17 protein-coding genes and 1 tRNA gene are annotated in these 15,682 nt (G+C 64.1%); 11 read left to right on the top strand and 7 right to left on the bottom strand.

Going from position 1 to position 15,682, the window contains the following annotated elements:
- Positions 1-39: 39 nt before the first annotated feature.
- Positions 40-399, top strand: a complete 360-nt coding sequence (locus FHS03_RS01230; RefSeq protein WP_183439208.1) for a DUF1428 domain-containing protein — start codon at positions 40-42, stop codon at positions 397-399.
- A 3-nt stretch (positions 400-402) separates the two neighbouring features.
- On the opposite strand, the gene pabB is transcribed toward FHS03_RS01230, so the two are convergent.
- Genes pabB through FHS03_RS01215 form a run of 3 tightly spaced genes read right to left on the bottom strand, consistent with a single transcriptional unit; the run spans position 403 to position 3,612 of the window.
- Positions 403-2,283: an aminodeoxychorismate synthase component I gene (pabB, locus tag FHS03_RS01225; RefSeq protein WP_183439207.1), complete on the bottom strand. Its 1,881-nt coding sequence runs from the start codon at positions 2,281-2,283 to the stop codon at positions 403-405.
- Positions 2,280-2,855, bottom strand: a complete 576-nt coding sequence (slmA, locus tag FHS03_RS01220; RefSeq protein WP_183439206.1) for a nucleoid occlusion factor SlmA — start codon at positions 2,853-2,855, stop codon at positions 2,280-2,282. The genes pabB and slmA overlap by 4 nt, the downstream gene beginning before the upstream one ends.
- A gap of 31 nt (positions 2,856-2,886) precedes the next feature.
- Positions 2,887-3,612, bottom strand: a complete 726-nt coding sequence (locus FHS03_RS01215; RefSeq protein WP_183439205.1) for a pyrimidine 5'-nucleotidase — start codon at positions 3,610-3,612, stop codon at positions 2,887-2,889.
- Positions 3,613-3,648: 36 nt separating this feature from the next.
- Here FHS03_RS01215 and FHS03_RS01210 point away from each other — a divergent pair, with 36 nt between their 5' ends.
- Positions 3,649-4,572, top strand: coding sequence for a TraB/GumN family protein (locus tag FHS03_RS01210; RefSeq protein WP_183439204.1), 924 nt, complete (start codon positions 3,649-3,651; stop codon positions 4,570-4,572).
- Between the two features lie 7 nt (positions 4,573-4,579).
- Here the strand turns inward: FHS03_RS01210 and FHS03_RS01205 are convergent.
- Both FHS03_RS01205 and argB read right to left on the bottom strand, forming a co-directional pair.
- Positions 4,580-4,654 (bottom strand) — tRNA-Thr (locus FHS03_RS01205).
- A gap of 46 nt (positions 4,655-4,700) precedes the next feature.
- Positions 4,701-5,597 carry an acetylglutamate kinase gene (gene argB / locus FHS03_RS01200; RefSeq protein ID WP_050410335.1) on the bottom strand — a complete coding sequence of 299 codons (897 nt, stop codon included), beginning with the start codon at positions 5,595-5,597 and terminating at the stop codon, positions 4,701-4,703.
- A gap of 182 nt (positions 5,598-5,779) precedes the next feature.
- Between argB and FHS03_RS01195 the strand changes: the two genes are divergently transcribed.
- The 5 genes from FHS03_RS01195 to FHS03_RS01175 are packed head-to-tail and all read left to right on the top strand — an operon-like array spanning position 5,780 to position 11,080.
- Positions 5,780-6,313 (top strand): sigma-70 family RNA polymerase sigma factor, encoded by a 534-nt coding sequence (locus FHS03_RS01195; protein ID WP_229426033.1) that lies wholly within the window; start codon positions 5,780-5,782, stop codon positions 6,311-6,313.
- 5 nt (positions 6,314-6,318) lie between these two features.
- Positions 6,319-6,525 carry a zf-HC2 domain-containing protein gene (locus tag FHS03_RS01190; RefSeq protein WP_229426011.1) on the top strand — a complete coding sequence of 69 codons (207 nt, stop codon included), beginning with the start codon at positions 6,319-6,321 and terminating at the stop codon, positions 6,523-6,525.
- Complete coding sequence (locus FHS03_RS01185; protein WP_183439201.1) at positions 6,522-6,800, top strand: cysteine-rich CWC family protein; 279 nt, start codon at positions 6,522-6,524, stop codon at positions 6,798-6,800. Before FHS03_RS01190 ends, FHS03_RS01185 begins: the two co-directional genes overlap by 4 nt.
- A 9-nt stretch (positions 6,801-6,809) precedes the next feature.
- Positions 6,810-9,920, top strand: coding sequence for a hybrid sensor histidine kinase/response regulator (locus tag FHS03_RS01180; protein ID WP_183439200.1), 3,111 nt, complete (start codon positions 6,810-6,812; stop codon positions 9,918-9,920).
- Positions 9,917-11,080 (top strand): response regulator, encoded by a 1,164-nt coding sequence (locus FHS03_RS01175; protein ID WP_183439199.1) that lies wholly within the window; start codon positions 9,917-9,919, stop codon positions 11,078-11,080. The genes FHS03_RS01180 and FHS03_RS01175 overlap by 4 nt, the downstream gene beginning before the upstream one ends.
- 4 nt (positions 11,081-11,084) lie before the next feature.
- On the opposite strand, the gene FHS03_RS01170 is transcribed toward FHS03_RS01175, so the two are convergent.
- Positions 11,085-12,122, bottom strand: coding sequence for an extracellular catalytic domain type 1 short-chain-length polyhydroxyalkanoate depolymerase (locus tag FHS03_RS01170; RefSeq protein ID WP_183439198.1), 1,038 nt, complete (start codon positions 12,120-12,122; stop codon positions 11,085-11,087).
- A gap of 184 nt (positions 12,123-12,306) precedes the next feature.
- Between FHS03_RS01170 and FHS03_RS01165 the strand changes: the two genes are divergently transcribed.
- From FHS03_RS01165 to FHS03_RS01150, 4 genes are all read left to right on the top strand, one after another.
- Positions 12,307-12,522 carry a DUF1289 domain-containing protein gene (locus tag FHS03_RS01165; protein ID WP_183439197.1) on the top strand — a complete coding sequence of 72 codons (216 nt, stop codon included), beginning with the start codon at positions 12,307-12,309 and terminating at the stop codon, positions 12,520-12,522.
- A 3-nt stretch (positions 12,523-12,525) separates the two neighbouring features.
- A complete protein-coding gene (locus FHS03_RS01160; RefSeq protein WP_183439196.1) occupies positions 12,526-12,969 on the top strand; it encodes a hypothetical protein in 444 nt (147 codons plus the stop codon).
- Positions 12,966-13,877, top strand: coding sequence for an MBL fold metallo-hydrolase (locus FHS03_RS01155; protein ID WP_183439195.1), 912 nt, complete (start codon positions 12,966-12,968; stop codon positions 13,875-13,877). The genes FHS03_RS01160 and FHS03_RS01155 overlap by 4 nt, the downstream gene beginning before the upstream one ends.
- A 154-nt stretch (positions 13,878-14,031) precedes the next feature.
- Positions 14,032-14,985 carry an NAD(P)H-dependent flavin oxidoreductase gene (locus tag FHS03_RS01150; protein WP_183439194.1) on the top strand — a complete coding sequence of 318 codons (954 nt, stop codon included), beginning with the start codon at positions 14,032-14,034 and terminating at the stop codon, positions 14,983-14,985.
- 39 nt (positions 14,986-15,024) lie between these two features.
- Here the strand turns inward: FHS03_RS01150 and FHS03_RS01145 are convergent, their stop codons facing one another.
- On the bottom strand, positions 15,025-15,606 hold the full coding sequence (locus FHS03_RS01145) for a hypoxanthine-guanine phosphoribosyltransferase (RefSeq protein ID WP_183439193.1): 582 nt from the start codon (positions 15,604-15,606) through the stop codon (positions 15,025-15,027).
- Positions 15,607-15,682: the final 76 nt, after the last annotated feature.

Below are 15,682 nucleotides of genomic sequence, written 5' to 3'. Positions count from 1 at the left end.
CGGCACCCCGGCTGCGCCTGCTTGAGCAAGGAGAATGCGATGCCTTATGTTGACGGCTTTCTGATTCCCGTTCCACAGAAAAATATCGATGCCTACCGCGAAATGGCGCAAAAGGCGGGCGCCATCTGGCGCGAGCATGGCGCGCTGCAGTTCCGCGAATGCATGGCCGACGACGTGAAGCCGGGCGTGCACACCTCCTTCCCGCAGGCGGTGAAGCAGGAAGAGGGCGAGTTGGTGATGTTCTCGTGGATCGTCTACGAATCGCGCGAGGAGCGCGACATCATCAACGAGAAAGTGATGAACGACCCGCGCATGAAGGAGATGATGGACCCCGCCACTTTCCCCTTCGACGGCAAGCGCATGATCTTCGGCGGCTTCAAGATGATCGTGGACTTGTAATGCCTACAGCGTCGCCCGCAGCGCTCCGCGCAGGGCGTTGCAGACGACGACTTCCTCCGCCTGCGCCAGCATGTCGCGCGTGACCACCGCTTCCTCGGCCTGCCAGGCGTCGAGGATCACCGCGCGCATCACGCCGGGCAGCAGCCCGCAAGCCAGCGGCGGCGTGACCCAGCGGCCGTTCAGGCGCAGGAAGACGCTGGACCGCCCGCCCTCGGTCAATTCTCCACGCTCGTTGAAGAAGAGCTGGTCGAAAGCGCCTTGCGCTTCGGCCGCCTTCCAGGCCGCGTCGTAGCGCGTGCGCAGCGTCGATTTGTGGCGCAGGAAAAGCTCGCTGGCGCTGGTGGCCTCGGGCGCCAGCAGCACGCGCACCGGTTCCGCCAGCGGCGTCAGCGCGCCGGTCTGCACGGCGAAGGCGCCGGCCTGGTTCATCGCCAGGCGCAGGCGGTGTGGCGTGGCGGGCGGCAGCGCATTGCAGGCCATCTGGATATAGGCGTGCGCCGCCGCCTCGTCCCAGGCAAAGCCGAAATAGCGCGCCGAGGCTTGCAGCCGCTGCAAATGGCGCTCGAGATGGCGCGCGCCGCTTTCGCGCGTGGCGTACATGGTTTCGAATAGTTCGAAATCGTTGGACAGGCCGGTGAGGAAGCGTGCCTTCAATTTGCACTCGGCGAATTCGTCCTGCGGATTGCTGTCGTAGACGATGCCCGCGCCCACGCCCATCTCGCCGCGCCGCACGCCGTTTTCAGGTGCTTGCAGATACAGGGTGCGGATCGGCACCGACAGGCAGAAATTGCCGAAGCGGCGGGCGCCTTGCGCTTGCGCGGGCGGATCGAACCAGCCGATCGCGCCGGTGTAGATGCCGCGCGGCGCCGCTTCCAGCTCGGCGATGATTTCCATGGTGCGACGCTTGGGCGCGCCCGTGATCGAACCGCAGGGATACAGCGCCTCAAAAATTTCGACCAGGCTGGCGTCGGCGCGCAGTTCGGCGCGCACGGTGGAGGTCATTTGCAGCACGCTGCTGTAGCGTCGCACTTCAAACAGATCGGGCGCCTGCACGCTACCGGTGACGGCCACGCGGCCGATATCGTTGCGCAGCAAATCCACGATCATCAGGTTTTCAGCACGATTCTTGCTGTCGCTGGCCAGCACCTGGGCGCGGCGCCGGTTTTCTTCGGCCAGGGCCTCCGCATCCTGCATGGCAGGCGAGGGCAGGGCGGCCGGCGCCGTGCCTTTCATCGGGCGCGCCGTCAACACGCCGTCCTGATGCTGGACGAACAGCTCGGGTGATAGCGAGACCACCGCCGTGCCGTCTTCCAGCCCGATCAGGGCGCCGTATGGCACCGGCTGGCGCGCGCGCAGACGCTCGTACAGGGCGTAAATCGAACCGAAGGCGTCGAAGCGCAGGCGGTAGGTATAGTTCACCTGATAGGTGTCGCCCGCCGCAATATAGGCGCGGATGCGTTCGATCGCATCGCTGAACTCCGCTTCCGTCACATTGGCGCGGATATCGGCCAGTCCGGCGGCATCAGCGGCTTCCTCGCCGGAGCGTTCTGCCAGCCAGGCCGCGACCTGGCCCTGTTCGAGCAGCTCGCAGCGTTCGAACAGCAGGATCTGCGCCAGCGGCGGCTGGCCGGCTTGCGCCGCGCGCGGCGGCAGGCCATGCAGGTGGCCGCCCAGTTCATAGCTGCACAGGCTCACGGCGTACTGGCCGCGCGCCAGCGCCGCCTGCATCTGGTCCAGCAATTGCGGCCAGTGCGCGCTGTCGCTGCAGCTCAGGGTGGCGGCGTGGCCGGTGTACAGGCGCGAGCGCGGCGCCTGGATATCGCCAGGGCTGGCGTCATCCAGCAGGGCAAAGCAGGGAAAACCGGTGAAGCTAGTGTCGTTCATTGCAGCAGTAGTGCGATCTGGATCGGGGCATCTTGTGAGGGGTTTTGCTTGAAGCCGCTCTTGGCGTAACGCTGCCAGCAGCCCAAAACATAGTTGACCAGCATGGCGGCGCGCGCCGGCACGTCGGCTTCGTGCGCCAGGCCTTCGCTGGCGGCCAGGCGTAGCGCCTGTTTCAGCGAGAGTTCCACGCGGTCGTAAAACTGGTTCATGCGCGCTTGCAGTCGCTCATCCTCGTTCACCAGCGCGTCGCCGATCAGCACCCGGGTCATGCCCGGATTGCTGCTGGCGAAATGCAGCAGCATGGCCAGAATGTCGCGCGCCTGGGCCAGGCCGTCCTGCTGTTTTTCGGCGATCTGGTTGATCAGGCCGAAGACCGAGGACTCGATGAACTCGATCAGCCCCTCGAACATCTGCGCCTTGCTGGCGAAATGGCGGTACAGGGCCGCTTCCGAGAATTCCAGCTTGCGCGCCAGCGCGGCGGTGGTGATTTTCTCGCCTTTCGGGTGCTCCAGCATCTCGGCCAAGGCCTGGAGGATTTGCAGCCGGCGTTGGCCTGGCGGTGTACTAGCCATGTGAGTTCGACCTAAGATTGAAAAGAGGGGATCAGCGCAGGCGCGACAGCCGCGCCGGCAAATGTTTGACAGATTTTACTTTGACATCGACCCAAGCGGGCCGGTTCAGCCTTTTCGGCGGATGCGCCGAGCCGATCGGATCGCCCACGATCAGGTATTGCGTGACCCAGACGGTGCGCATGCCCAGCATATGCGCCGTGCGCAGATTGGCCAAGGTGTCCTCCACCAGGATGCAGCGGCGCGCCGTCACGCCCTGCTTGCGCATCAGGGAGCGCAGCATCAGTTTCGAGGGCTTGGGCCGCAGCTCGCGGTGCACCCGCATCGATTCGATCGAGATATGGTGGGAGAACTGGCGCTGCAAGCCCATATGCCGCAGCACCGCCGTCGAATAGCGGTGCGGCGCGTTGGTCAGCAGGATTTTGCGGCCGGGCAGACGCTTGAGCAGGCGGCCCAGGCCTTTTTCATGGCGCATCATGGCGCGCAGGTCTTCCATCGTGTGCGTCTCGTCCAGAAAATGGCTGGCGTTTACGCCATGGTGGCGCACCAGTCCCAGTAGCGTTGCGCCATAGCGCTGCCAATACAGGGTGCGCGCAGCGTTCACCGTCTCCATATCCGCCGGCGTGTCGCCGTCGCCCAGCACGCGCGCCATATAGGCGTTCATATTCGTCTTGATAGCCGGGAAGATGGCGTGCGAAGCGTTGTGCAGGGTGTTATCCAGGTCGAATAGCCAGACCGGATCGGAGCGTTTAATATTCACGGGAGATTAACCAGAGAGTAAGCAGCAAAGGAAAACATGCGACGCCTGATTATAGTGATCTTTTACAGTCTGTTCTGCCTGACCTTGCAGCCCGCCTGGGCGCAGCAGGCGCAGGCTACCGCCCCGGCCATCCCGAACCGCGGCGTCTTATTCAAGGCGGAGCAGGGCGGCAATACGCTTTACCTGTTCGGCACCATCCACGTCGGCTCGCCCGATTTCTATCCGCTGGAGCCGCGCATCACCGAAGCGCTGACCCAGGCCAGCGTGCTGGCGCTGGAAATCGATCCGCTGGCGGACCAGAAGCGCATGCTCAACGCCGTGCGCAAATACGGCGTCTACGCGCCCGGCAGCGGCCCGGCTTCGGCCCAGCTCTCGCCGGCCGCGCGCGCGCGCCTGGAACGCGCATTGCGCAAATACGGCATTCCGCCCGAAGCGGCCGCGCCGCTGAAGCCATGGATGCTGACCAGCGCCCTGACCATCGCGGAATTCGGCTCCCAGGGTTATCAACCCATCCTGGCGGTCGACGCCTGGCTGTCCAAGCAGGCGCGCGCGCGCCGTCTCAAGGTGGAGGAGCTGGAATCGGTGGAAGGCCAGATGTCCCTGTTCGGCCGCCTGAGCGACGCCGAGCAGCTGCGCATGCTGGAAGAAGACCTGCAATCGATCGAAGACGAGAAATACGCGGGCGAGGCGCGCGAACTGATGGATGCCTGGAGCAGCGCCAATCCGGCTGCCTTGGACGCGGTGGCGCGCAAGCTGTCCAATGATGCTACTTTTTCCGGCAAATTTATGAAAAAGGTATTGCTGGAAGAGCGCAATCCGCAACTGGCCGACGGCATTGCCAAACTGCTGGCGCGCGAAAAACTCAGCGTGGCCGCGATCGGGGCGTTGCATCTGATCGGTTGGGAGAATGTGCCGGACTTGCTGCGTCGGCGGGGTATTGCGGTGGAGCGGATCTACTGAAGAGGAATGGTGCCCTTGACGTGGATTGAACACGTGGCCTCTCCCTTACCAAGGGAGTGCTCTACCACTGAGCTACAAGGGCATTCACATTTCAGCGGCGCTGTGGTGTTCTTGCGCCGCTAAAAAATTTAGTGAGACCGGATCATAGTGCCAAATGCCTGTTCGGTCAACACCTCAAGCAATAAACTGTGCTCAATTCGCCCATCGATGATGTGCACGGTGTTCACGCCGGACTTGGCCGCGTCCAGTGCCGATGAAATTTTAGGCAGCATGCCGCCCGAAATCGTGCCGTCGGCGAACATCTCGTCGATCTCGCGCGCCGACAGGTCGGTCACCAGATTGCCGTTCTTGTCCTGAACGCCGGCGATATTGGTCATCATGATCAGCTTTTCGGCCTTCAGGATTTCCGCGATCTTGCCTGCGACGACGTCGGCATTGATGTTGTAGGCCTGGCCGTCCTGGCCGAAACCGATCGGCGAAATGATGGGGATGAAGGCGTCGTCCTGCAGCGCCTTGACCACGGCCGGATTGATCGCGTCGATCTCGCCGACGAAGCCGATGTCGAGGAATTGGCCTGGGTTTTCGCGGTCCGGCATGGCCATCTTGCGGGCGCGGATCAAGCCGCCGTCCTTGCCGGTCAGGCCCACGGCTTGGCCGCCGTAGTGGTTAATCAGCATCACGATATCCTGCTGCACTTCGCCGCCCAGCACCCACTCCACCACTTCCATGGTTTCTTCGTCGGTGATGCGCATGCCCTGCACGAAGGTGCCTTGCTTGCCGATTTTTTTCAGCGCGTTGTCGATCTGCGGACCGCCACCGTGCACCACGACCGGATTCATGCCTACCAGTTTCAGCAGGATCACATCGCGCGCGAAGCCGTGCTTCAGGCGCTCGTCGGTCATGGCATTGCCACCGTATTTGATGACGATGGTCTTGCCGTGGAAATTACGGATGTAGGGCAGCGCTTCGGCCAGAATCTGAGCCTTGATCTGCGGCGAGACCGCAGTCAGGTCGTTTTGATTCATGTCCAGGCTCAGATTAGGCAAAGAGGTCATGGCGGGTCCGGTTAGAAATTTGTGCGATTTTACAGCCAATCGCCGCTTGCAAGTGTGAATTTTCGGTCCAATTGGATTGTCAATCCGGCACGCTTCCGCTAGGCTGGCCGCATATGCCTGCCAACGAAGAACTCCATAGCCAGCTTGAAGCCATGCGGCCCCTGCTTGTCCGTTTTGCACAGTTGCAAATACGAAACCAAGCCTTGGCCGAAGACGCCGTACAGGATGCCCTGATCGCCGTGCTGGAACAGCCCGGGCGCTATGCCGGCCAGTCCTCCTTGCGCACCTATGTGACCGGCATCCTTAAATACAAGATCATCGACGCCCTGCGCAGTGCCACGCGCGAACGCCAGATCGAACCGGACGAGGGCCAGAGCGAGGACGAGGCCATCGACGCCCTGTTCGCGCGTGACGGCCATGCGCGCGAGCTGCCGCGCCAGTGGGGCGATCCTGACCGCAGCCTGGAACAGAAGGACTTCTTCCGCGTGCTCGAAGTCTGCCTCGACCAGTTGCCGGCCAAGACCGCGCGCATTTTCATGATGCGCGAATGGCTGGAACTGGAAACCGAGGAAATTTGTAAGGAATTGGCCATTAGCGCGTCTAATGCCTGGGTGCTGCTGTATCGTGCCCGCATGCGCCTGCGCGAATGCCTCGATCTGAACTGGTTCGGCCACCACGCTCATTAGACCCTATGGAAAAGCCCGGCCTCAAGCCCACCTGCCGCGAAGTACACCGCCTTGTCTCCGAAGGCATGGACCGCCAGCTCTCGCTGGTCGAGCGCATCCGCCTGCGCCTGCACCTGAGCGTATGCGACGCCTGCACCCGCTTCAGCGGGCAGATGTCCCTGCTGCGCCAGGCCATGCGGCGTTTTCCCTTTGACGACGAGGAGAAGCGATGAGCACATGCACACGCTGCGGCGCCAGCTTTTCCTGCGCCATGGTCGACGCGGGACCGGACGGCAAGCTGCCCACGGAACCCTGCTGGTGCACCTATTTTCCGCCCGCCGTGCCGGTGCCGGAGTTGCCGGCGGCGGCGCTGGACGCTGCCGCCGGCGCCGCCGATGCGGCCGTGGGCTGCTGGTGCGCGGCCTGCCTGAAAGACCATATTGCCCAAAAGCAGGTTAACATGGAGGGTGGAGCCGAGGCGACCCGCGCCGGCCAGACAGAGTTTTAAGGAAGTTTTATGCGTTTTAGGGACATACGGATCAGTGTTCGCATCAACGCGGGTTATGCGATCCTGATCTTTCTGATGATGAGCGTGATCCTGGTCGGCGTCTGCCGCATCTACGCCATCCGCGCCGAGGGCGACCGCATCCTGAGCCAGGATTGGGCCGCCTACACCGCCATCAACAATATCGACATCCATTCGCGCGACGCGTCCACCCGCATGGTGACGCTCATCATGCAGAGCAATCTGGCGCAGCGCGCCCACAGTTACGCCCGCATCGAGGAAATCAAGCGCGGCATCGAGCGCGAACTGGAGCAACTGGCTGAATTGCAGAAAGCGCCGGAAGCCCAGCACCTGATCGAGCGCATCAAGTCGGCGCGCAGCGAATACTTCGACAGCTTCGCCGCCGTGGCCGATATGGTGGAAGCGGGCGAACGCGCCAGCGCCGAAGACCGTCTCGATAACCTGGCCACGCCCGCGCTGAACCGCCTGCAAGGCGCCATCCGCGAACTGAGCGCGCTGCAAAAGCGCACCGTGCTGGCGGCCGGCGCCGAGGCGCGCGCCGACATCAACGCCTCGCTGGTGTGGATGAGCGCCATCGGCCTGGCCGCCGTGCTGGTGGGCGTGGCCTTCGCCATTTCGGCGCGTTCGATCACGCGGCCGCTGGCCGAAGCCGTGGCCATCGCCACCCGCGTCGCCAAGGGCGACTTGAGTTCCGTTATTGAAGTCACGTCGAAGGATGAAACGGGTGAACTGCTGCTGGCGCTGAAGGACATGACGGCGGCGCTGGCGGCCGAACAGCAGTTGCGCCACGCGGTCGAAGTGGCGGAAGACGCCACCAAGATGAAGTCCGACTTCCTGGCCAATATGTCGCACGAGATCCGCACGCCGATGAACGGCATCATCGGCATGACGCATCTGGCCCTGCAGACCGAACTGACGCCGAAACAGCGCAACTACCTGGAGAAGGTGGAGTCGGCGGCGCGCAATCTGCTCGGCATCGTCAACGATATCCTGGACTTCTCCAAGATCGAGGCGGGCAAGCTGGCCTTCGAGAACGTCGACTTCTATCTGGAAGACGTGATGGCCCATATCGCCGACCTGTCGGTGATGCGCGCCCAGGACAAGGGCCTGGAGCTGCTGTTCGACATCGCGCCCGACGTGCCGGTGGCCCTGGTGGGCGACCCGCTGCGCTTCGGCCAGGTGCTGATCAACCTGACCAATAACGCCATCAAGTTCACCGAGCAGGGCGAGATCGTCGTCACCATCCGCGTGCTGGACAAGAGCGACGACCAGGTCAGCCTGCGCGTCGACGTGCGCGACACCGGCATCGGCCTGACCCCGGCCCAGCGCACCAAGCTGTTCCAGGCCTTCACCCAGGGCGACACCTCGACCACCCGCCACCACGGCGGCACGGGCCTGGGCCTGACCATCAGCAAGCGCCTGGTGGAAATGATGGAAGGCGAGATCGGCCTGGAAAGCGAAGCCGGCGTGGGCAGCAACTTCTTCTTCAGCGCCCGCTTCGGCCTGCCCAGCACGCACACGCCCGACGTGGCGCCCGATTCCGACATCGCCGGCGAACGCGTGCTGGTGGTGGACGACAATGCCGCCGCGCGCGAAATCTTCGTCGCCATGCTCACTTCCCTGCAGTTCGACGCGGTGGGCGTGGGCAGCGGTCCCGAAGCCGTGCTGGCCGTGTCCCAGGCGCGCCAGGCCGGCCAGCCCTTCGGCGTGGTGCTGATGGACTGGCAGATGCCGGACATGAACGGCATCGAAGCGATCCAGGCCATCCGCGCCGATGCCGGCTTTGCGCCGGACGCGCTGCCGCGCTTCATCGTCGTCACCGCCTATAACCGCGATGTGCTGATGGACGAGGCGCGCGAAGTCCATGTCGACAGCGTGCTCAATAAACCGGTCAGCGCCTCGACCCTGATGGATTCCATCTCCACCGCCTATGGCAAGGATCTGAACCGCTGCCGCACGCGCCGCCGCGAAGCCGATTACCAGTCTGCGGCCCAGTCCATGCGCGGCGCCCACCTGCTGCTGGTGGAGGACAATGAGGTCAACCGCGAAGTGGCGCAGCAGCTGCTCGGCGACGCCGGCGTGCGCGTCGACGTGGCCACTAACGGCGCCATGGCCCTGGCCAAGATCGCCGTCACGCATTACGACGGCGTGCTGATGGACTGCCAGATGCCGATCATGGACGGCTACGACGCCACCCGCAAGCTGCGTGAAAACCCGCGCTATGCCGAGCTGCCCGTGATCGCCATGACGGCCAACGCCATGGTGGGCGACAAGGAGAAGTGCCTGACCGCCGGCATGAACGATTTCATCGCCAAGCCGGTCGACGTGAGCCAGCTGTTCGCCACCCTGGCGCGCTGGATCAAGCCGCGCCGTCCGGCCGCCAGCATGGCGGCGGCGCGCGAGGAGGAAGCGGAAAACCTGCCGCAAATTCCTGGCCTGCAAATGGAAGCGGCCCTGCAGCGCGTCGGCGGAAATGCTAAGCTGATGCGCAAGCTGCTGATACGCTTTGCGGAAACCCAGGCTGACGTGATGAATCGCATCGCCGCCGCCGTCGACAATAACGACCTGGCGTCCGCCACGCGCGAAGCGCATACCGTCAAAGGCCTGGCCGGCAATATCGGCGCGGCCGGTGTGGCCGACAGCGCGGCGCAGCTCGAATCCATGCTCAGTCATGGCGTGGAAGAAGGGCGCGACGAAGTGACTGCAGCTATGCAAGCGGAATTGCGCGACGTGGTGGTCAGCATCACCATGACGCTGCGCTTGGGCGCGGGCAGCGTCATCGACCCGGCGGCGCTGCAAGGCGGCGCGGCGCGCGCCAAGGCGCAGGCCAGCGAGGCCGGCGCTCCCGCCGCCGAGGGCCAGCAGGATCTGGTGGCCCTGGCCGCCGGCCTGCAGGAACTGGCATCGCTGCTGGAGCAGGACGATTCGGCGGCCCTCAAGCTGGCCGAAAAACTCTGTCCGCAGCTGGCGGCGGCAGGGCAGGGCGAGCACGCGCGCCAGCTGCAGCGTCAGATCGGCCAATACGATTTTGATGGCGCGCTGGCGCAACTGAACGAGGCGGCCTCCGCGCTGCACCTGAAGATCAACGAAAGAACGGCATGAATACGCAGGGCAAACCCACTATTCTGGTCGTGGACGATACGCCCGACAATATCGATGTGCTGTGCGCGTTGCTGGAAGACGATTACCGCACCAAGATCGCCGTCAACGGCGAACGTGCCTTGAAGATCGCCAACGGCGAGGCCAAGCCCGACCTGATCCTGCTCGACATCATGATGCCGGGCATGAGCGGCTACGATGTGTGCAAGGCGCTCAAGGAAAATCCCGCCACGCGCGACATCCCGGTCATCTTCGTCACCGCCATGAGCGAGGAACTGGACGAGCAGCTCGGCTTCTCCATGGGCGCGGCCGACTACCTGACCAAGCCCCTGTCCGCGCCCATCGTGCTGGCCCGCATCAAGACCCAGCTCTCGATGAAGCGCATGCACGACTTCCTGCGCGACCAGAACAAATTCCTGGAACATGAAGTGGAAGAGCGCACGCGCGAAGTCACGGCCCTGCAGGACGTGACCATCCACGCCATGGCTTCGCTGGCCGAAACGCGCGACAGCGAAACCGGCAACCATATCCGCCGCACCTCGCTGTACGTGAAAGCGCTGGCGCACAAGCTGCGCCACCATCCGCGCTTTTCCGCCTTCCTGACGGAGAAGACCATCCAGCTGCTGTACAAATCGGCGCCGCTGCACGATATCGGCAAGGTCGGCATCCCCGACCGCATCCTGCTCAAGCCGGGCCGCTTCGAGCCGCACGAGATGGAAATCATGAAGACCCACACCACGCTGGGGCGCGACGCCATCATCGCCGCTGAACGCGAGCTGGGACTGAGCGTGGACTTCCTGCACTTCGCCAAGGAGATCGCCTACAGCCACCAGGAGAAATGGGACGGCAGCGGCTATCCCGAAGGTTTGGCCGGCGAAGCCATTCCCATTTCGGCGCGCCTGATGGCGGTGGCCGACGTCTACGACGCCCTGATCAGCCGCCGCGTGTACAAGGAACCCATCCCGCATTCCGAAGCGGTGGCCACCATCGCCAAGGGGCGCGGCAGCCACTTCGATCCGGACATGGTGGACGCCTTCCTCGCCATCCAGGACGAGATGCGCGCCATCGCCCAGCACTACGCCGACAGCGAAGACGATATCGGCGAAAAGCGCAAGCGCCTCGCCATGTTCGCCGACCCCATGGGCAATGGCGAAGGCGCTTGATCTCTTAAGCTGCGACCGGAGCCGGATGCGCCGGCGATGAAATGGGATTGTGGGCGCGCGCGCCCACGGTGCTGAAAAAGCGCATCATCTCGCGGCTGGCGTCCGGCCCTTTGGCGTCGGTATAGCTGCCGTCGGCGCTGCCGCCCGACCAGGCGTGGCCCGCGCCATGGATCACCCAATGCTCGCCGAGCGGCGTGCCGCCTTTCAGCCAGTGCCGCGTATGCGTGTACCCATGGCCGCCCGGCGTCTGGCCCGACAGCGTGGAATAGCGCGCGCTGCGTCCCAGCGGATGGCTGCGCAGGCCTTGGGCGATCACATCCTCTCCATTCACCGGATGCACCACGTCGTCGCGGTCGCCGTGGAAGACGATCACCGGCTGCGGGCCATGGTTGCTGTCGCGCGCGCTGGCCGCGCCGCGCCGCATCGCGCCCAGGGCCGAGGGCAGGTCCTGGGCCGAAGCAAAGGGCAGGCCGGAATGCACGCCGACGGCGGCAAAGATATCGGGATACAAGGTGCCGACGATGGCCGCCATCGCGCCGCCGGCCGACAGTCCGGCCACGTACACGCGCTCCGGCATCACCGGGTAAGCTTCCATCACCAGGCGCGCGATGCCGGCGATGATGGAAGGTTCGCCCTGGCCGCGCTGCTGATCGAGGGCGCTGAACCAGTTCCAGCAGCGCGAGCCGTTGGCCTCGGGCGACTGGGCGGGATAGACCACGAAGCATTCCTCTTCCTCCGCCACCTGGTTCATGCGCGTGCCGGCGGCGAAATCGTCGGGGTCCTGCGTGCAGCCGTGCAGCATCACCAGCAGGGGCATGGGCTGGCCGCGAAAACTGGCCGGAACATAGAGTTTGTAGTGGCGCGCGCCGAACTCATTGCGATACAGGCCGGCGATGAAGCGCGGGCCGGGCTGGTGGCGCGGCAGGCTTTGGCCGGGCGCGTCCTCATCCGGTGGCACGGTGGGGGGAAGGCCGCTGCGGCGCATCCATAATCGCCGCACAGCCTTGCGCAGGCCGGCGAGCCAGGAGAAATTCAGCTTCATGCTATACCTCGGATACTTGGTGAATACGAGAATCGGCGCGAGTCCCCTCCGTGTCCGTGGCATGGCCCGCCATCTGTTTGGAATATTGTAAAAGAAGCACGAAGCAATGCAAGCGAATTCCGGCCGCACGCTAAAAATGCAGGCGCAGGATAAAATACGCCTAATTTTCCCAACCACCGCACCAATGAGTCATGATCTGCCACCCGGCGCCCCAGAATTGGCGACGCCGGTGCCATCGCCCTGCATCAGCCTGTGCAAAATGAACCGCGACAGCGGTTTTTGCGAAGGCTGCCTGCGCACCATCGACGAAATCGTCGCCTGGTCGCAGGCCGACGACGCCTTCAAACGCGGCGTATGGGCCGCAATTCGCCGCCGCGAGCAACTGATCGATTTCGAATAATTCATGCAGACCTACCAACCCGAGCGCGCGGTCACCGGCCCCGCCTATGGCAAGGGCTTCAAGCTGTTCGCCACCTTCATCACCATCGTGCTGGCCGGCTACACGATGAACGTGGCGCTGCGCTTCCCGCTGCTGCACTTCGGCCTGGGCGTGAAAGCCCTGCTGATCGGCGCGGGCCTGATGCTGACCGTCAGCTATTACTGGTTTTTGCGCGCCACCACCACCATCGATGGCAGCGGCATCCGCCAGACCTGGCTGTACGACAAAAAGGTCGAATGGCGCGATGTGCGCGGCGCGAAACTGATTGGTATTCCGTATCTGTCCTGGCTCTTCCCGCCGCGCATGGTGGTGCGCACCGGGAACGCCTTCGTCACCTTCAACGGCGGCTCGCAGGACGTGCTGGTGGAATTTGCCAGGATCTCCCTGGCCTTCCAGATGAAAAAATGATTACTTTGCCTTCCTCCATCCACGTTTTCGAACGTGGCTGGCTCTCCTCGAATAATGTGCTGCTGCTTGGCCGCCATGACGCGGCCCTGATCGACAGCGGCTACATCAGCCACGCCGAGCAAACCCTGGCGCTGGTGCGCCACGCGCTGCCGGGCCGCCGCCTGGACCGCCTGTACAACACCCACCTGCACTCCGACCATTGCGGCGGCAACGCCATCCTGCAGGCCCACTACGGTTGCGACACCTTCGTGCCCGCCGAGGAGGCGGAAAAAGTCCGCCACTGGGACGAGGAAGCGCTCACTTTCAAAGCCACCGGCCAGCAATGCGAGCGTTTCCGCATCGACGGCGTGGTGCAAGCGGGCGAAGTGCTGACCCTGGGCGATATGGAATGGCAGGCGCTCGGCGCACCCGGCCACCACACCCACTCGCTGATCTACTACTGCCCGCAGGAGAAGGTGCTGATTTCGGCCGACGCCCTGTGGTGGAACGGCTTTGGCGTCATCTTCCCCGAGCTCGAAGGCGAGGACGGCTTCGAGGAAGCCGGCGCCACGCTCGACCTGATCGACACCCTCGACGTGCGGGTCGTGATCCCCGGCCACGGCGCCATGTTCGAAGACATCAAAGGCGCGCTGGGGCGCGCCCGCAAGCGCCTGGCCTTCCTCTCCGCCGATCCGGTGCGCAATGCCGAATACGCGGTCAAGGTCATGCTCAAATTCGTGCTGCTCGAACGCCAGCGCATCCCGCTGGGCGACGTCGCCGGCATCCTGGCCGGCATGTCCGCCCTCGCCACCGCCAACGCGCGCTACCTGCACCGCAGCGACGACGAGTTGGCCGCCTGGGCCATCAAACAGCTCACCCGCGCCTGCGCCGCCCGCCTCGACGGCGACTACCTCCTCAACGACGGCTGAAGCAGCCGAGTCCGTGTCCACCCTGGTGCCAGGCACCAGGGTGGACACGGACTCGGCTGTGGCGGTAGAGGCTTTGGTCTAGATTCAGCACGATCGTACTATTTCGGGGCTATAATCGGCTGGGTCCGATTAACCTTTTTTTAGCGAGCGTGCCATGGCCTTGCCTCCAGTGCTGCAAAATCTGTCTCTTCCCGTCATCGCTTCGCCGATGTTTATCGCCAGCGGCCCGGCCCTGGTGGCGGCGCAGTGCAAGGCCGGCATCGTCGGTTCTTTCCCGGCGCTCAATGCGCGTCCGGCGGAGTTGCTGGATACCTGGCTCACCGACTTGCAGGCGGAGCTGGCCGACTATCAGCGCGCCCATCCCGACAAGCGCGTCGGCCCGATCGCGGTGAACCAGATCGTGCACCAGTCGAACGACCGCCTGGCGCATGATGTGGAAGTCTGCGTCAAGCACCAGGTGCCGGTCATCATTTCCTCGCTGCGCGCGCCGCCCAAGGAGATGCTGGACGCGATCCACAGCTACGGCGGCATCGTGCTGCACGATGTGGTGTCGATCCGCCACGCGGAAAAGGCGCTGGAAGCGGGTGTGGATGGCCTGATCTTGGTGGCCAGCGGCGCCGGCGGCCATGCCGGCACGCTCTCGCCGTTCGCCCTGGTGGGCGAGGTGCGCAAGTTCTTCAGCGGCCCGATCGCGCTGTCCGGTTCCATCGCCACCGGCGACGCCATTCTGGCGGCGCAAGCCATGGGCGCGGACTTCGCCTACATCGGCTCGCGCTGGCTGGCGACCCAGGAATCGAATGTGAGCCAGGACTACCGCGACGCCATCGTGGAATCGGCGGCAGCCGATATCGTGTACACCAATCTGTTCACCGGCGTGCACGGCAACTACCTGAAAAAATCCATCGTGGCCGCCGGCCTCGATCCAGAAAACCTGCCTGAATCGGATAAGAGCAAGATGAGCTTCGGCTCAGGCAGCGCGAAAGCGTGGCGCGACATCTGGGGCGCCGGCCAGGGCGTGGGCCTGATGAACGACGTGCCGACCGTGGCCGAAATGGTGGAGCGCCTGACGGCCGAATACCAGGCGGCGCGCGCGCGCCTGGCGCTGTAAGCGCGTAAATCGCCGGGCCGCGCAAGGCCCGGCACCAGCCTAGCGCTGGTTCAGATCCTCATTGCGAATGGCCCACAGCCCCGGCAGATTGCGCCAGTAGCCATACGCATCCATGCCGAAACCGACCACGAAGCGGTTGGGGATGGTCAGCCCCACCAGGTCGGCCTTCACCGGCTTCGGCTTGCCGATCGCCTTGTCCGCGAACACGGCCAGGATCACTTCCTTGGCGCCCATTTCCAGCAGCCGTTCCTTGACGTGGGCCAGCGTCTCGCCCTCGTCCAGAATATCGTCCACCACGATGATGGTGCGGCCGGCCACGGTCGGACGCGGAATCACCTTCCACACCACCTTGCCGCCCTGGTCGTCGTCGCCGTAGCGGCTGACGTGGATATAGTCGAATTCGAGCGGGAAGGTCAGCTGCGGCAGCAGGTGGCCGGTGAACACCACGGCCCCGCCCATCACGCCCAGCACCAGCGGAAATTCCTGGTTGTCGTTATGGTCGAAGCGGGTGTTCAGCTGGTCGGCGATGCGGGCGACGGAGTCGAGAACGGCTTGTTTATCGAAGATTTCTTCTGCGTTTTTCAGCAGGGCGCGGGCGCGGTTATGGTGAAAGTCTTGCATAATAATTCTGTGGCGGTGGTAAATGGCTCAAGAATGACTTCATTATCCGCCATAAATCCGGCCCTCGCTTTGGCAG

This window comes from Pseudoduganella violacea, assembly GCF_014191875.1.
GTDB classification, from domain to species: Bacteria; Pseudomonadota; Gammaproteobacteria; order Burkholderiales; family Burkholderiaceae_D; genus Rugamonas; species Rugamonas violacea_A.
The sequence above is the reverse complement of the archived record's forward strand: the minus strand, read 5'-3'. Positions and strand labels throughout refer to the sequence as shown.

Excerpts from the sequence above, each read along its gene's own strand:
- FHS03_RS01195 (WP_229426033.1), top strand. The coding sequence starts at position 5,780 with ATGCGGCCCCTGCTTGTCCGTTTTGCACAGTTGCAAATACGAAACCAA.
- FHS03_RS01185 (WP_183439201.1), top strand. The coding sequence starts at position 6,522 with ATGAGCACATGCACACGCTGCGGCGCCAGCTTTTCCTGCGCCATGGTC.
- FHS03_RS01155 (WP_183439195.1), top strand. The coding sequence starts at position 12,966 with ATGATTACTTTGCCTTCCTCCATCCACGTTTTCGAACGTGGCTGGCTC.
- FHS03_RS01145 (WP_183439193.1), bottom strand. The coding sequence starts at position 15,606 with ATGCAAGACTTTCACCATAACCGCGCCCGCGCCCTGCTGAAAAACGCA.
- FHS03_RS01150 (WP_183439194.1), top strand. The coding sequence starts at position 14,032 with ATGGCCTTGCCTCCAGTGCTGCAAAATCTGTCTCTTCCCGTCATCGCT.
- FHS03_RS01210 (WP_183439204.1), top strand. The coding sequence starts at position 3,649 with ATGCGACGCCTGATTATAGTGATCTTTTACAGTCTGTTCTGCCTGACC.
- pabB (WP_183439207.1), bottom strand. The coding sequence starts at position 2,283 with ATGAACGACACTAGCTTCACCGGTTTTCCCTGCTTTGCCCTGCTGGAT.
- FHS03_RS01180 (WP_183439200.1), top strand. The coding sequence starts at position 6,810 with ATGCGTTTTAGGGACATACGGATCAGTGTTCGCATCAACGCGGGTTAT.
- FHS03_RS01190 (WP_229426011.1), top strand. The coding sequence starts at position 6,319 with ATGGAAAAGCCCGGCCTCAAGCCCACCTGCCGCGAAGTACACCGCCTT.
- FHS03_RS01175 (WP_183439199.1), top strand. The coding sequence starts at position 9,917 with ATGAATACGCAGGGCAAACCCACTATTCTGGTCGTGGACGATACGCCC.
- FHS03_RS01170 (WP_183439198.1), bottom strand. The coding sequence starts at position 12,122 with ATGAAGCTGAATTTCTCCTGGCTCGCCGGCCTGCGCAAGGCTGTGCGG.
- FHS03_RS01165 (WP_183439197.1), top strand. The coding sequence starts at position 12,307 with ATGAGTCATGATCTGCCACCCGGCGCCCCAGAATTGGCGACGCCGGTG.
- argB (WP_050410335.1), bottom strand. The coding sequence starts at position 5,597 with ATGAATCAAAACGACCTGACTGCGGTCTCGCCGCAGATCAAGGCTCAG.
- slmA (WP_183439206.1), bottom strand. The coding sequence starts at position 2,855 with ATGGCTAGTACACCGCCAGGCCAACGCCGGCTGCAAATCCTCCAGGCC.
- FHS03_RS01160 (WP_183439196.1), top strand. The coding sequence starts at position 12,526 with ATGCAGACCTACCAACCCGAGCGCGCGGTCACCGGCCCCGCCTATGGC.
- FHS03_RS01230 (WP_183439208.1), top strand. The coding sequence starts at position 40 with ATGCCTTATGTTGACGGCTTTCTGATTCCCGTTCCACAGAAAAATATC.